Here is a 15,838-nt window from a genome sequence, read left to right as displayed (position 1 = left end):
GCCCCAGCGCCTCGCGCCCCCGGCCCGTCCACCTGCTGCCGCTCTCGGCCCGGGACGACGCCGCGCTGCGCGCCCTGGCGCGCTCCTGGCGGGAATACCTGTCGCGGGAGCCGGAGCACGGCGTGGCCGCGGCGTGCACCGCCGCCGTCTCCTCGCGCGGCCAGCTGGAACACCGCGCCGCGGTGGTGGCCTCCGACGGCGCGGGGCTGGCCGCCGGACTCCAGGCCCTCGCCGAGGGCGGCAAGGCCGACGGCCTCCTTCACGCCGTCGTCGAGCAGGCCGCCATCCCCCGGCTCGCGATCGCCATTCCCCACGCGGAGGACCTGAGCGCCACGGTCGCGGCGCTCTACCCGGTGGAGCCCGTCTTCGCGGCGGCCTTCGACGCGTGCGGCGCCGTGGCCCGGGAGCTGTCGGGCGGCGCCCCCCAGGTGATGGAGGCGCAGGAGGTCACCACCTTCCGCGCCCGGTACGCCCTGCTCAAGCTGCTGGGGCACTGGGGTTATCAACCCGACGCGCTGCTGGCCGACGGACGGGGCCTCCATGTCGCGGCGTGCGAGGCCGGGGTGATGGAGCTCCGGGACGCGCTGCGCTGCCTCCTGCGCGACCTGGGCTGGCATGGCGCCTTCACCCCGGAGCCGGAGCGGCTGGCCGAGCCCCGCGTGCGCCTGCTGCGCACGACGGCCGACGCGCTCATCGACGCCCGGAAGGCGACCCGCCCCGGCACGTGGGAGGCGCCTGTCGAGGCGACGGGGAACTGGGACGCGGCCCTCGCGGGCCTCGGGTCCACGGATCGCCGGATCATCGTGGCCCTGGGAGACACGGGGCGCCCCTGGCTCCGCGCCACGTCGGAGCACGCCCCGTGGCGCACGCTGATGGAGTGCGTGGCGGACCTCTACACGCGGGGGCTCGGCCCGGCCCGGCGCGCCTTCACCGAGGCGCGGCCCCGTCCGGATCGCCCGCCGCCGACCTACCCGTTCCAGCGCAAGCCCTACTGGCTGCCCAAGCTGCCCGCGGAGGCAGCCCCCACCGGAGCGGACAGGGCCCCCGCGCACGTGTTCGACGGCACACCGCTGCACTCGCCCCGCCGCGAGCGCGAGTTCGCCTACCGGATCAGCCACGCGCGCCTGCCGGAGCTGGCGGACAACCACGGCATCGCCCACGTCGGGAACATCCAGGAGCTGCTGACGCGCGCCATCCGCCAGCACCTGGGCTTCACGTCGTTCGCGCTGCGGGACGTGCGCTACCTGGCCGCGCTGCACGTGGAGCCCGGCGAGGAGCGCGAGGTGCGCCTGGGCGTCGAGCCCCTGGAGGCGGACCGCGCGAAGCTGCTGCTCCATGGCCGAGTGAACGAGCGGGGCCCGTGGACGCTCCACGCCCAGGCGGTGCTGGAGCGCGCGGAGCCTACGCGGGAGCTCGTGGCCGCCCCTCCGAGCCTGGAGCAGGGCACCCGCTGGGACGGCGCGACCTTCTACCGGCGGCTCGCAGAGCTGTCCTTCGACCTGGGTGAGAGCGTGAAGTGGGTGGACGCGGTGAGCTTCCGCGACGGCGAGGCCGTGGCCCGCTTCCGGCGGCAGCCCCGCGCGGAGCGGACGTCGCACGCCCTGGGCTTCCACCCCGGCATCCTCGACGCGTGCGCGCAGCTCTTCGCCGTGGCGGGCGCCGCCCACCTGGACGAGCGCATGCGGTTCATGGTGGTGGGCTGGGAGTCCTTCCAGCTCCACCACGCCCCCGCGGACGACGCGCTCCAGTGTCACATCACCTTCCCCGAGCCGCCCGACGCGACCGGGCACGTCACCGGCCACTTCCGGCTCCTGGACGGCGCGAACCAGCTCATCGCCGAGGCCCGGGGACACCGGCTGCGGCTGCTGAGCGCGGAGCGGGTGGAGGCGCTCGAAAGGGCCCTTCAGGAGGCCCCTCCGTCTCCACCGCCCGCGAGCCCCCGCCCCCAGGGCGCCCTGGACGCGAAGGAGCTGTCCGCCCGGCGGGAGGAGGTCGTGGCCTTCCTGACCGCGCGCGCCGCGCACCACCTGCAACTGGAGCCGGACGCGCTGACGCGCCAGGTGCCGCTGCGCGACCTGGGGCTCGACTCCATCATGGGGCTCTCCTTGCGCAAGGACATCGAGGAGACCCTGTCGCTGCGGGTGCCCGCGGAGCTGCTGCTCGAAGGCCCGAGCATCGACAGCCTCGCCCAGGCCCTGCTGCACGACCTCGCCCCAGCGCGGCCCGCGCCGGACGCGCTCCCCTCGACGGAGCCCGCGGCGTCCCACGCCTGGTTCAGCCACGTGGTGCGCCGTCCCCGGCCTCGCGTGCGCCTGTTCTGCTTCCCCTACGGCGGCGGCGGCGCCTCGCTCTACCTGGACTGGGCGCGGCTGCCCGAGCACATCGAGGTGTGGCCGGTGCAGCTCCCGGGACGCGAGACCCGCATCCATGAGCCGCCCCTCCACCGCCTGGACGACCTGCTGCCGAGGCTGGAGTCCGCGCTGGCGCCCCACCTGGACCTGCCCTTCGCCTTCTATGGGCACAGCCTGGGCGCGCTGCTCGCGTACCTCGTCGCCAGCCGGCTGCGCGCCCACGGGCGGCCCCAACCCGAGCACCTCATCGTGGGCGGCGCCGCCGCGCCCTTCCTCTGCCCCGGCCCCTTCCTGGAAGGGCTCCAGCAGCGCTTCCGCGAGGCCGGCTTCCAGGGAGTGCCGGACCCGGGCACGCGAGAGCCCCTGGGGCCGCTGCTCGACATCGCGATGAACACGACGGAGGGCCGGGTGATGGCGGGGCGGGACGCCGACTTCGCGCGGGCGCTGCTGCCCATGATGCTCGCGGACCTGAAGCTGATGGAGGGCTACCGCTACCAACCCGAAGCCCCCTTCGCCTTCCCCATCACCGCCCTGCACGGCGACGCCGATGACCGCATCACCGCCGAGGCCTCCGCGGCCTGGCGCGCGCTCACCCAGGGGGCGTTCCACCAGCACGTGACGCAGGGGGATCACTTCTTCCTGCGCGCGAACCAGGCCCAGGCCTGGCTCCTCCAGCGGATCGCCGCAGCCCTGCCCCTCCACCCTCCGACGCAAACACCCGCCCTCTCTCCCTGATCCCCATCCCCGGACGGCTCCCCATGCAACGCGCCCACCTCTTCGAGTTCAACGACCTGCCGTGGCTGCCTTCACCGCTGCGCAAGACGATCATGGAGTTCCTGCACCACATGTCCGTGCGGCTGCGGATGTATGACAACGGCTTCGACGCCCTCGCCCGGCTGATGGAGCAGCGGGGCCTCACGTCCATCCAGGCGCTGTGCGCGGGGGACGGAGGGCTGATGCTGGCCCTGTCCCAGCACCTGGGACGCGAGGACGTCCGCATCCAGCTGTCGGACAAGTACCCGTCGCTGGAGCGGTTCGCCGAGATCGAGCGTGAGAGCGCGGGCCGCGTGAGCCACGTCCAGGGCTCCGTGAACGTGCTGGACGTCCCCGAGCAGCTGTCGGGCCTGCGCCTCATCGTCAACGCCGTGCACCACTTCCAGCCCGACGCGGTGCGGGGAATCCTGGCGGACGCGGTGGCCAAGCAGCAGCCCATCGTGTTCCTGGATCCCGTCCAGCGGGACCTGGTGTCCGTGCTGCGCTTCACCGCCGCGACGCCGTTCATCAGCGCCTGGCTGAGCCTGGGCGGCATCCGCCCCCTGAGCCTGCGCCGCGTGCTGCTGGGCGTCGTGGCCCCCCTGGGCGCGCTGTGCTTCCTCTTCGACGGCGTGGTTTCGCACCTGCGCGCCTACCACCTGGAGGAGTGGCAGGCGCTCATCCAGCAGATCGAGGGACACGAGGGCTACGACTGGGACCTGCGCGTGCTGCCGGGCTTCCTGGGCGCGCGAGTCTCCTTCCTGGCCGGCGTGCCGAAGGCCCAGGCCGCGGGGAGGGCGTCATGAGCGCCGCGGAGGTGTTGATCGTGGGCGCCGGTCCGGTGGGGCTCTGCCTCGCGCTGGCGCTCGACCAGCAGGGCGTCCGGGTGCGGATCATCGACAAGGAGCCCTCGTTCTCCGGCGAGTCCAAGGCCGTGACGATCCAGCCCCGGACCCTGGAGCTCTTCCAGATGCTGGGCGTCTCGGACCGGCTCATGAAGGACGGGGTGGTCAACCCCGTCATGAACATGCATGTCGGACGCAAGCGCGTCACCGTGCTGCGCTACGACAAGCTGGAGACCGCCTTCGCCTTCTACCTGCACCTGCACCAGGGGCAGACGGAGCGGGTGCTGGTCCAGGCGCTGGGCGAGCGGGGCATCACCGTGGAGCGCGCCACTGCGCTGGAGGGGTTCGATCAGGACGCGGCGGGAGTGACAGCCCGGCTGGCGCGGGCCGGGGGCGAGCGGGAGGAGGTCCGGGTGCCGTACCTGGTGGGCTGCGACGGCGGCCACAGCCGGGTCCGCGCCGTGCTCGACCTGGGGTTCAAGGGCGCGCGGTATGACGACAACTGGATCATGACGGACGTGCGCATCCCCAACATGTCGCTCGCCCGCGACGAGCGCCACGGCTTCATCCTGGACCGGTTCCCCTTCGTGGTGCTGAACCTGGGCAACGACTACTACCGGCTCATCGCCGCGCGGCCCCCCGGGTCTCCGCTCGCGGGCCAGGTGCCCACGCTGGAGGAGTTCCGCGAGCTCATGGCGCCGCTGGGCCTGGGCCACTGGAAGCTGGAGGATCCCCTCTGGCTCACCCACTACAACCCGAGCCAGCGCCTGGTGTCCGACTACCGGGTGGGGCGCGTGTTCGTGGCGGGGGACGCGGCGCACGTGAACACCCCCATCGCCGCGCAGGGCCTCAACACCGGGGCGCTGGACGCCGTCAACCTGGCCTGGAAGCTGCGGCTCGCGGTCCGGGGCAAGGCGAGCACGGCCCTGCTCGACAGCTACCATGCGGAGCGCCACGCCGCCGCCGTGACGATGTTCGCGCAGAACGACCGGCTCACCCTGCTCGTCTTCGGCGCGAACCCGATCCTGCGCTTCCTGGCGCGCAAGCAACTGCAGCTGCTCAACGTGCCCGCGCTGAACCTGAAGAACGTCCTGGGCACCTCGCAGCTGGACCTGCACTACCGCCGAAGCCCCGTGGTGCAGCCCGCGATTGATCCGTCCGGCACCCGCGCGTCCCTTGCGGCGTTCGAGTGGGGCCGGGCCCGGCCAGGAGATCGCGCGCCGCACTGCGTGCTGGACGGGGAGAAGCGCACCGCGATGTACGAGGTGCTCCGGGCGACCCACCACACGCTCTTCATCCTGGGCGGAGCGAAGCCCGACGCGGAACGGATGCGGGCCTTGGCCGGGCACGCCCGGGAGAAGTACGGCGAATGGCTCATCCCCCACTTCGTGTTCCACGGGCAGATCCCGCCGGGCTTCGACGCCGGAGGAGCGGGCGCCGTGTGGCGGGACGCGGACGGGAAGGTCCACCAGTCCCTGGGCGCGAAGGGCGCGGGCGGCGTGTTGATCCGCCCCGACGCCTACGTCGCCGCGCGCTTCCCCCTGAGCGCGACGGCGGGGCTGGACACCTACTTCAAGGCCCTCCTGAGCTGAGAGGGCCCCACCGCGAGGGGGCGCGGCTCAGGTCCCCCCGCGCATCAAATGGAAGCGCTCCTCCAGCCAGGCGGCCGTGGCCTCCATGAGCTTCACGCCCAGCTCATCCACGTGCCGGTTGCGCCACGAGGCCAGGGGAGTCCCGCGCACCCACTGGTTGAACGCGCCCATCGCCGGTCCGCAGTGGACCTGGTAGTCGGTGCGCTGCTCGCGGCTCCCGCGCAGGGCCAGGCGCGAGGTGTGGACGAAGTACCAGCGGAACACGAGCGCCATCTTCTTCCGGGGGTTGCGCTCGGCGAGCGCCACCACCTCGGGGTCGGCGCGCAGGTAGTGCTGGCGCGTCTCCTCCCAGACCTCGTCGAAGCCGCGGCGGAAGACCTTCTCCTGGAGCTGCTTGCGGGTCTCCGCGTCCAGGGCCTCCAGGGACGAATGGTGTTGATAGAGCGCGTAGAGGCGGTTGGCCCGGGCCGGGAAGAAGAGCCCCTTGCGCACCACCTGGATCTTCGCGCCGAGCTCGAACATGTCCCCCGCGGGCGCGCACGTCACGTCCTGCACGTCGAGCGTCTCCAGCAGGTCCTTCACGGGCTCGCTGGTCCCCGCCTCCACCGTGCACTGGTTGATGGATCCCGTCACGATGAAGTCCGCGCCCATCAGGAAGGCCGCGCCCGCCGCATGGGGCGTCCCGATGCCCCCGGCCGCGCCCAGGCGGATGCGGACCGGATAGCGGTGCTCCGCCATCATCCGGTCGCGCAGCAGGCTCATCGCGGGGAACAGGGCGCTGGCGACGCCCTGGTCCGTGTGTCCTCCGGAGTCGGCCTCCACGCAGACGTCCTCGGCCATGGGCAGCTCCCGCGCGAGCAGGGCCTCCTCCCGGGTGAGCTGGCCCGCGCGCACCAGCCCGTCGAGGAGCCCCTGGGGAGGCGGGCACATGAAGGCCTCCGCGACCTCCGGCCGGGACACCTTGGCGATGAGGCGGTTGGGCGCCTCGGCCCGCCCATCCTCGCGCCGCCGCGCGGCCGTCATGCGGAAGCGGACCAGGGCCGGGGTCAGCTGAAGGAAGGCGGACGCCTCGACGTCGCGCACGCCCCTGCGCAGGAACAGGTCGACCAGCGCGGCCTCGCGCTCGGGGCGCTCGGGGCTGTGCAGCAGGTTCATGCCGTAGGCCTCGCCCGGGCGCAGCGCGGCCTGGATGGCCAGCAGCTCCTCTTCGACGCGCGCCAGCGGGACGCCGCCGGTGCCGAAGAACCCCAGCAACCCCGCGCGTCCCATCCGCACCACCAGCTCCCGCGAGGAGATGCCCTTGTACATGGAGCCCGCCACGTAGGAGAGGCGCACGCCATGCGCGTCACGGAAGGCCTTGCTGCCCAGGGTCTCGGCGCGAATGCCCGTGACGACGGCGGGCGCGGGGGCGCGCACGGGAGGAGGCGCCTCCAGCGCGGCCACGGGCGCGGGCGCCACGGCGGCGGGGGTCGCCTGACGGATCTGGCTGATGAGGCCCGTGAGGACCTTGCCGTGCCCCACCTCCACGAACTCCTGCTCCCCCTGGGCGAGCAGGGCGCGCACGCTCTGCGTCCACCGCACCGGCGAGTCGATCTGCCGGGCCAGCAGCTCCGCCACCCGCGCGTCCTCGTAGGGACGGGCCTCCACGTTGGAGATGACCGGGAAGCGCAGCGGCGCGAAGGAGAACTCCCGCAGGAAGGCCGCGAAGGCGTCGCGCGCGGGGCGCATGTAGCGCGAGTGGAACGCGGCGCTCACCTTGAGCAGGATGACGTTGCCCCCCGCCGCGCGCAGCTCCGGCGCCACCCGCTCCAGGTCCTCGCGCGGCCCGGAGAGCACCTGCTGGCTGGGCGTGTTGTCATTGGCCAGGTCCAGGGAGCGCACCCCCAGCCGCTCCAGCACCTCGACGATGCGCTCCACGGACAGCCCCACCACCGCGGCCATGCCGCCCCCGGTCGCCTGGGCCATCAGCTCCCCGCGCTTGCGGACCAGGAGGACGCCGGTCGCGAAATCGAAGGCCCCCGCCGCGAACAGCGCGTTGTACTCGCCCAGGCTGTGCCCCATGGCGTGCCCGGGGTCACGCCCCTGGCGCTCCCGCACTTCCAGATATGCAAGGGCATTCAGGACAAACAGCGCTGGCTGGGTATATCGCGTCTCATCCAGGCGCGCGTCCTGACACACCTCCGCCAGCCGGAACCCGAGCAGGGCGTCCGCCTGGGCCACCAGCTCCGGGTGTCTCGCGATCAGCTCCCCGCCCATCCCCCGCTTCTGCGAACCCTGCCCCGGAAACACGAACACCGTCATGTGTCACACCTGTTTTCTTCACGAACCCCGGAAGTCCATGCGGGCTTTCCGCCCAGACAGGAAGCGGCCCATGCCGGCCACATCCAGGGCTCTTTTTTCACGCCGCACCTGAGCTACCATAATCACGGTCGTGAGCCCATCCCGGGCCAATCCACGCTCGGCGCCCGCGGTCCATCAAAGGAAGACACCCCATGAGCCAAGACGCGAAGCTGCACGTCAACATCCTGAGCCCGGAGTTCAACATCAATCCGTACCCATACTACAAGCAGCTGCGCGAGCAGGAGCCTGTGTATTGGAGCGAAGAGACGCGGCATTGGCTGCTCACCCGGTATGAGGACGTCCAGGTCGCGCTGAAGGACACGACGCGCTTCTCCAGCCAGAGCAGCGAGACCTTCGTCGTGAACGATGAGTTCATGAAACATCTGGGACCCATCATCACCCACTTCTCCATGTGGGCCGTGATGAAGGACAACCCTGAGCACAAGCGGCTGCGCGGCCTCATCAACCAGGCCTTCCGCCCCGACAACGTCAAGGACATCCACCAGCGCGCCCAGCAGACCGCGAACTGGCTGATTGATCAGGTGTACGACAAGGGGGAGATGGACTTCGTCAACGACTACGCCTACGCGCTGCCCGCGATGCTCTTCTCCGTGGAGATCCTGGGCATGAACCAGGACGACCTGCCCACGTTCAAGGCGTGGAGCGTGGACCTGGCGCGGGCGACGGGCCGCATCGACAACCTGGACGTCATGCTGAAGGGCCAGGATGCGCTGCTGAAGATGACGGACTACATCACGCGCGCCATCAATGACCGCCTCGAGCGCCCGCGCGAGGACTTCATCTCCTACCTGGTCAAGGCGTGGCGCGAGGACAACAAGCTCACGCTGGAGGAGGTGGTGGCCCAGATGGTGCTGCTGCTGGCGGGCGGCCACACCACCACGCAGAACGTCATCAGCACGGGCCTGCTCGCGATGTTCAAGCACCCCGAGCAGCTGGAGCGCATGAAGAAGGACCCGAAGATCAACCGGGCCGCGGGCGAGGAGCTCTACCGCTTCACCTCCCCCGCGCAGGCCCCCACCCGCATCGCGGCGTGCGACTTCGAGCTGGGCGGCAAGCAGATCAAGAAGGGCCAGGGCATCATGCCCATGGTGGCCGCGGCCAACCGCGACCCCGCCTTCTTCGACCGGCCGGACGAGCTGGATCTCACGCGTGAGAAGAACCCGCACGTGGGCTTCGGCACGGGCATCCACGTCTGCCCGGGCGCCTTCCTCGCGCGCGCGGAGGTCCCCGTCGCCTTCGAGACGCTCTTCAAGCGCATCCCCAACGTGCGCCCCAAGAGCGACCACGAGGACTGGAACATGAACCTCAGCTTCCGGGGCCTCTCCACGTTCCCCCTGGTCTGGAGCTGAGGTTCCGTTCCCGCCGCCCCTGGCGTCAGCCCGTCGCGCCGAAGTCCAGCGCGACGAGCTTCCGCCGGGAGCGGGGCTCCGCGCGCGTGGCGTCTGGGATTGACGCCGCGCGGGCGGACGAAGCCTCCAGCCAGTAACGCTGGCGCGTGAAGACCACGGGAGGCAGGGGCGCGCGCGTGGGCTGCTGCCCGGCGGGCGCCTCGCTCACGAGCGCGTGCGCGTTGGTCCCGCCAAAGCCAAACGCGCTGAGCCCCGCGCGGCGCACCCCGAAGCGCGGCTCCCACAGCCGGAGCGTGGTGTTGGGGAAGAGCGGCGAGGACTCGAAGTGGAAGCGCGGGTTGGGCGTCGCGCAGTGCAGCGTGGGGGGCAGCTCGCGGTGCATCAGGGAGAGCACCACCTTGATGAAGCCCGCGACCCCCGCGGCGCTCAGCAGGTGCCCGAAGTTGCTCTTGACGGTGCCCACCGCGCACGAGCCCGGAGGAGCGCCCGCGGGCGCGAGCACCTCCGTGAGCGCCTTCAGCTCGATGGGATCTCCGAGCATGGTCCCGGTGCCATGGGCCTCCACGTAGCCGAGCGTCCGGGGATCGACGCGGCCCTGGCGCAGGGCCTCCTCGATGACGGCGCGCTGCCCCGCGGGGTTGGGGGTGGTGGCGCCCATGGTGTGCCCGTCGTTGTTGACGGCCGTCGCGTCGATGACGCCGTAGATGCGGTCTCCGTCCGCCAGGGCCTTGCGCAGCGGCTTGAGCAGGACGGCCCCCGCGCCCTCCCCGGGGACGAAGCCGTCCGCGCGCTCGTCGAAGGTCTTGCACCGGCCATCGCGTGACAGCGCGCGGCTCTCGCTGAGCGTCAGGTAGACGTTCTCGTCGAGCAGGATGTCCACGCCCCCGGCCAGCGCCAGCTCGGACTCCCCCGAGCGCAGGCTCTGGCAGGCCAGGTGGATGGCGACGAGCGAGGACGAGCACGCGGTGTCCACGACCAGCGCGGGCCCCTTCAAGTCGAGGAAGTGGGACACGTGGGCGGCGATGAAGTTCTGCCCCGAGCCGAGGACGCCATTGCGCGTGGGCTCCGGCATGCGCGCGGCATAGCCGCTCATCCGCGAGCCGACGAACACCCCCACCCTCCTACCCGCCACCTCGTGTGATTCATGGCCCGCGTGCCGGAGGCACTGGACGCTGGCCTCCAGGAACTGGCGCATCAACGGGTCGATGCAGGGGGCATCCGCCCGGGAGATCTGGAAGTAGTCCGGATCGAACAGCTCGATTCCCTCGATGAAGCCGCCCCAGCGGCCGATGCTCCGTCCGGGCTGATGGGTGGGGGAATGGAAGTCCGCGATCCGCCAGCGGGACTCGGGCACCTCGGTGATGAGGTCGCGCCCCTCCCGCAGCACGCGCCAGTACGCCTCCAGATCCGGCGAGCCGGGGAAGTGACAGGCCATGCCAATCACCGCGATGGGCTCCACGTCACCAGGAGCCGTCACGGGCAGGGGCGCGGGGGCGGCCTTCACCTGCGGCGGAGGAGGAGGAGCCTGCTCCGGAGAGCGCTCGACGCGCAGGGGCTCCAGGGGACGCGCCACGGGAGGCATTGTCCGCGCATGGGCCGCCAGCACGGCCTCGGGGTATGCCTCCACGAGCTGGCGCGTGAGCGCCGTCAGCGTCCGGTGCAGCAGGGGGAGTGACGGGTCCAGCTTCACGCCCAGCCACTCATCCAGGTGCGTCACCACCTCGATGACGAGGATGGAGTCCAGCCCCAGGGTCTCGAAGTCCGCGTCGGGGTTGATCTGCTCCGGGGCCAGCTGGAGCTCCCGTGCGAACAACTGGCGGAGCCACTCCGTGGTGAAGGCGCGGAGCTCCGCGTCCGTGGAGCGCGGGGAGGCGGACGCGGACGCCAGGACCGGCGAGTCGGGCACCACCGGCGCCGCGGGTTCAACGGGCGTGGGCGGCTCGACGGGCGTGGGGCGCTCGACCCACGGGCTCGGGCGCGGAAGGTCGCGGACGGGCTGCGTCCGGCTCCGCGTCCGCAGCAGGGCGTCAGGCGCGAAGAGGCCCGGGTCGACCACGGCGGGCAGGAGCACGGCCCGCCCGGAGGCCATCGTCGCATCCAGCAGCGCCAGTCCATCCGAAGTGGAGTGCGCCATCAGGCCGAGGGACTGATACGCCGGGCTCTTCACCTCGCCCATGCCGACGTCCCTCCAGTTGGGCCAGACGACGGACTGGTGGGAGACACGGCCCATGGCGCGCCGGTGCTCGACCCACAGGTTCATGAACGCGTTGGCGGCCGAGTAGTCCAGGAGGCCGACAGCCAGCGACGGCACCTGCGCCGAGACCGACGAGAACACGACGAAGAAGTCGAGCGAGTCCGCCGCGAGCGCGCGTTCGAGCGTGAGCAGTCCTTCGACCTTGGGCTCGAGCACCTTGTGCCACTGCCCCAGCGGCTTGCTGGTGAAGGCAGGCGGAGTGAAGAAGACCGCTCCCGCGGAGTGGATGCAGCCCGCGATGGGGCCGAGGGACGCGCGGACCTCGGAGAAGAGCGCCTCCAGCGCGGCGGCGTCCGTCAACGCTCCGCAGTGGACGCGCAGCCGCACGCCACGGGACGCGAGGGCCCGCAGGGAGGACAACCGTTCACGCAGGGCGGGCGCGCATCCGGGGTCGGCCAGGAGCGCGGGCCACTGGTCCTGGGGCGGCAGCGGCTGCACGCCCATGAGGACCAGCCGCCGGGCGCCCCGGGCCACCAGGTGGTGGGCGACCTCCAGGCCAATGCCACGCACCCCGCCCGTGATGACATACACCTTGTCGGCGGACAGGCGAGACACGGGAGCCGGCGAGACGAGCAGGGGCTGCATCTGGGGGACATAGCGGCGGCCCTTGCGGTGAAGGACCTCGCCACCGGAGTCCCGGTCGCCGTGCTCCTGACGGATCAACGCCTCCAGTTCGCGGGCATCAGCCGGGACGCGCTCCAGGTCCACGGTGCGGGCATGCAGGCCCGCGAACTCCGCGCCGAGCTTGCCGACCAGCGCCGCCATCACGCCACCGCCGAGCTCCAGCGGACCGGTGCTCATGAACGTGCGCAGGCCGCGGGTGAAGTGCAGCAGCGCGAAGGCCTCCGTCCGGCTGCGCTTCAAGAGCGTCTGCCACAGGCCGATCCGGCCGAACGACTCCATCCGCTCCGGCGCGTCGTCCGAGCCTCCTCGCGGCGCGGCCCGGAGGTCGGAGAGGTCGATGATCCCCGCCAGCGGCCCACGGCGACCGTTCAGCTCCTCGCCCAGCCGGACACCGGCCTCATGGCGATCGAAGTCGAGCAGCGCATCGACACCGGGGGTCGAGCTCCCGCAGTTCGCGATGAGGAACAGGCGGGCGTTCCGAAGGGACGCGAGCGCCTGACGAGCCAGGGCGACCGTCTCGTCGTTGACGAGCACGACCAGGGTGCCCTCCAGGTCCAGCGGCTCCGCGGTCCCCTGCTCCTCCACGGCGCGCCACCCCTTCTCCAGCAGGAGCGCGTTCTCGGGGAGCATCGTCACCTCGGGCACCTGTTTGTCGCTCGCGGTGCTCACCGGCGGAGCGGCCTCCGGGACGGGAGCGGGCTCGGCGGAGAGCAGCCCCCGGGTGGCGGGAGCCTGGATCCAGCAGCGCTCACGGGCGAACGGATAGGAGGGCAGCGGGACGCACCGGTAGACACCTTCCGGAAACAGCGCGGGCTGATCCAGGTCCACGCCCAGCACGTACAGCTCGGCCGAGGCCTGGAGCGTGTCGCACCAGACGGAGGCCGGCGTCTCCAGGTCGAGGCTCCGGAGCAGGCGCCCGTTCACTTCACGCAGGAGGCCCCGGGAGGACGCGGAGATCCCTCCCGGACCGGCGTGCACCTGTGGAGCCGCGGGCGTGTCGCGGAACCGCGTCAGCAGGCAGATCAGCTCCTGGAGATCCGCGGCGACGAAGGCCGCGCGCCGCTCCAGGGCGCCCCGCCCGCGCGCCAGGGTGAAGGCGACGTCCCCCGGATGAGGGGCGTCGCCGTCCGCCAGCGAGCGCTTCAGGCTCTCGATGAGGTTCGCGGCGATACGGCCCAGCGCCTCATGGGTCCGCGCGGACAGGACGAACAGGTACGCGGGGCGCTCGGGCACGGCCGCACGAGGACTGGGAGGCGGTGCCTCCTCCAGCACGAGGTGGCAGTCGGTGCCGCTCGAACTGAAGGCGCTGATGGCAGCCCGGCGCGGCGCACCCTCGGTCCCCGCCCATGGAGAGGGCTTCGTGTCGGCCCGGAAGGGTGTCCGCGCGACCGGCTCCGCGCGCGAGTGGAGCGAAGGCGGGAGCTCCCGGTGCTCGAAGGCGAGGAGGATCTTGAACAACCCCGCCATGCCCGAGGCCGCGCCCGCATGGCCCACGTTGCCTTCGACCGACCCGATGGCGCAGGAGCCGGTGCGCGCCTGGAAGACCCGCGTGAGGGCCTCCAGCTCCACGTCATCCGGGCGGCAGGCACCGCTGCCATGCGCCTCCACGTAGGAGACGGTCCCCGGTTCGACTCCAGCCTGCTGGTGGACCGCGCGGATGAGGTCGGCGCGGCACCGCGCGTCGTCGGAAGCCGGCGCGCCCGGAAGCCGCCCGACCTGGACGCTCTCACCGCCTCGGATGACGCCGAGGACGCGGTCCCCGTCGGCAATGGCCCGGGCCAAGGGCTTGAGGACCACCACGCCCACGCCCTCGGCGGGGACGAACCCGCCGCCGCGCTCCGTGGCGTCGAGCGCCGCGCGGTGCATGCGAGCGGTGGACATGACGAAGACGCCCCCCGCCAGGGCCCACTCCAGGGAGCCCGTCCACAACTGCTGGCAGGCCAGCTGGATGGCGACGAGCGAGGACGCGCAGGCCGCGTCCACGACGAGGCCCGGCCCCTGGATGCCCAGCAGCCGGGACACCCGGGCCAGGAGCCGCGAGGCGTCATTCCCGGGGAGCCCGGCCGGGTAGTCCGAAGGGGGGATCCCCATGAACATGCCAGCCCGGCGTCCCTCCGCCAGGCGGGGCAAGGAGGCCGCCTCCAGGGCCATCCAGCAGTGCTCCAGCATCAGGCGCTGCTGGGGATCCATCCGCGCCGCTTCCGCGGGGGACAGGCCGAAGAACGCGGGCTCGAAACCCTCGACCTCGTCGAGGAACCCGCCGCGAAGCCCCGAGGTGCTGTCGGTGGAGGCCTCCAGCACCCAGCGGTCCTGGGGCGCGCCTGACACCGAGTCCACCCCCTGACGCAGGTTCTCCCACAACTGCTCCAGGGTCCTGGCCCCCGGAAAGCGCCCTGACATGCCGACGACGGCAATCGGATTGCGGGGGGCCCCGTTCACTACACGCGGCATGCTGTCGGTGTCACCCACTGGAAATCCCCGTTTCATGAAATTATCCAGGGGGATTGTATCCAGCGACCGTGACGCGGGACAACAAGCGAGAGGCCTGGGCGCATCAAGTCAGCGTCGCGCTTGAAAGGACGTGACCATGATGCGCCTCCGAGGAAGCTGGGACCTCACGAGGCCGGTACCTCCCGAGTCTCTCGATCTCGGACACCCCCTGGAGTGCAAGCCTCAAAGGGTCAATCACCGTGGCGGCAATGACCCACACAACCAAAATTGGCTGCACGCACGCCGTGGGAGGTCAAGACCGATAGCTACGATACATACAGTGACCTGGCCTGCGCCTGGATTGGAGGGTCGCCGAAGACGGGCGCCCCATCGCATTGCCGCAGCGTGACGCGTGGCTCGCGGAAGGGACCAAGGCTGGGGGCTTCTCTCTTGTTTGCAATGGCGACAAGAGCCACCCCGTAATGATTTACGGATTGGAACTACCAGCGAACAGTTCGCCCGGTGGCCAGGCACAATTCGAAATCCATGCACAAATGCCATTGGACGCGGCAGGGCTCACGGTGGTGGCGGATGTGTTGGAGGTCGTGGCAGAAAGCGCACGCGCATCGTGGGGGCACGCGACGCCGTCGAGTGGCTCAAGCCCAGCTGCGTTGACCGATTGAGTGCACCTCGGGCTGCTGCCTCATTGCGAATGCCCTGCGGCTCCAGGGCATCACCAGTCCTTCCACCTGCCGGTCGTCCTTTGCCAAGAAGCCCGACAGCGCACACGACCAGCCCTACGAAGTCCGCGCGGCATCCCGTTCCCAGGCCTATCCAAAGGAGTCTACGACAGCCATCGGCTTCCGGCCGGTGCGCACGCTACCGTGACAGCAGGTCGAGGTGCGCGAGCCCGACCTGTCCCCGCCCGTGGCCGTGGATGATTCCGGCTTCATGTTCGCCAGCAACGTGGACGGTGTTGGCCTGCGCACCCAGTTGTTCAACGACGCCCGGAAGCAGTGTGCCGAGGTCGCCGCCACCGAGGTGGGGGTGAATATCACCACCCCCCGGGCCACCTTCCCGGACTGGACCTGGAACGTGCTCTGGGCACGCCGGGCAGCCCAGGGGGAATGACTGCCGGTGACGACGCGAAGCTCTTCGACCTCACGGAATCGCTCCTGGAGTTCAAGCAGGCCCCAGCGGAGACGGTCCCGTGAACTTCCGACGCTGCGCCCGCCCCTCCACAATGGGGCATTAAACGGCCTCCCACCGCCCGCCCGCC

At 71.4% G+C, this 15,838-nt stretch carries 8 protein-coding genes; 6 read left to right on the top strand and 2 right to left on the bottom strand.

Going from position 1 to position 15,838, the window contains the following annotated elements; translation table 11 throughout:
• The 3 genes from D7Y21_RS34155 to D7Y21_RS34145 all read left to right on the top strand — a co-directional run.
• Positions 1–3,086 (top strand): thioesterase domain-containing protein (locus D7Y21_RS34155; protein ID WP_199735549.1); only part of this gene is annotated, 3,086 nt, incomplete at its 5' end.
• A gap of 23 nt (positions 3,087–3,109) precedes the next feature.
• The gene (locus tag D7Y21_RS34150; RefSeq protein ID WP_121717909.1) at positions 3,110–3,910 is read left to right on the top strand and encodes a hypothetical protein; all 801 of its coding nucleotides are present in this window, start codon (positions 3,110–3,112) and stop codon (positions 3,908–3,910) included.
• On the top strand, positions 3,907–5,541 hold the full coding sequence (locus D7Y21_RS34145; RefSeq protein WP_121717908.1) for an FAD-dependent monooxygenase: 1,635 nt from the start codon (positions 3,907–3,909) through the stop codon (positions 5,539–5,541). Before D7Y21_RS34150 ends, D7Y21_RS34145 begins: the two co-directional genes overlap by 4 nt.
• A 27-nt stretch (positions 5,542–5,568) precedes the next feature.
• Here the strand turns inward: D7Y21_RS34145 and fabD are convergent, their stop codons facing one another.
• Positions 5,569–7,842, bottom strand: coding sequence for an ACP S-malonyltransferase (gene fabD, locus D7Y21_RS34140; RefSeq protein ID WP_121717907.1), 2,274 nt, complete (start codon positions 7,840–7,842; stop codon positions 5,569–5,571).
• A 191-nt stretch (positions 7,843–8,033) separates the two neighbouring features.
• Here fabD and D7Y21_RS34135 point away from each other — a divergent pair, with 191 nt between their 5' ends.
• Positions 8,034–9,251 carry a cytochrome P450 gene (locus tag D7Y21_RS34135; RefSeq protein ID WP_121717906.1) on the top strand — a complete coding sequence of 406 codons (1,218 nt, stop codon included), beginning with the start codon at positions 8,034–8,036 and terminating at the stop codon, positions 9,249–9,251.
• Positions 9,252–9,276: 25 nt separating this feature from the next.
• On the opposite strand, the gene D7Y21_RS34130 is transcribed toward D7Y21_RS34135, so the two are convergent.
• Complete coding sequence (locus D7Y21_RS34130) at positions 9,277–14,580, bottom strand: type I polyketide synthase (protein ID WP_255427389.1); 5,304 nt, start codon at positions 14,578–14,580, stop codon at positions 9,277–9,279.
• Positions 14,581–14,909: 329 nt separating this feature from the next.
• Between D7Y21_RS34130 and D7Y21_RS43135 the strand changes: the two genes are divergently transcribed.
• Both D7Y21_RS43135 and D7Y21_RS34120 read left to right on the top strand, forming a co-directional pair.
• Complete coding sequence (locus D7Y21_RS43135; RefSeq protein ID WP_370039654.1) at positions 14,910–15,242, top strand: DUF5953 family protein; 333 nt, start codon at positions 14,910–14,912, stop codon at positions 15,240–15,242.
• Positions 15,243–15,459: 217 nt separating this feature from the next.
• Positions 15,460–15,690, top strand: coding sequence for a hypothetical protein (locus D7Y21_RS34120; RefSeq protein ID WP_121717904.1), 231 nt, complete (start codon positions 15,460–15,462; stop codon positions 15,688–15,690).
• Positions 15,691–15,838: the final 148 nt, after the last annotated feature.

Origin of the sequence: Corallococcus sp. AB045, assembly GCF_003668895.1 — a bacterium.
Lineage (GTDB): Bacteria > Myxococcota > Myxococcia > Myxococcales > Myxococcaceae > Corallococcus > Corallococcus coralloides.
Note: the sequence above shows the minus strand (reverse complement) of the source record. Positions and strands in the feature narration are given on the sequence as shown.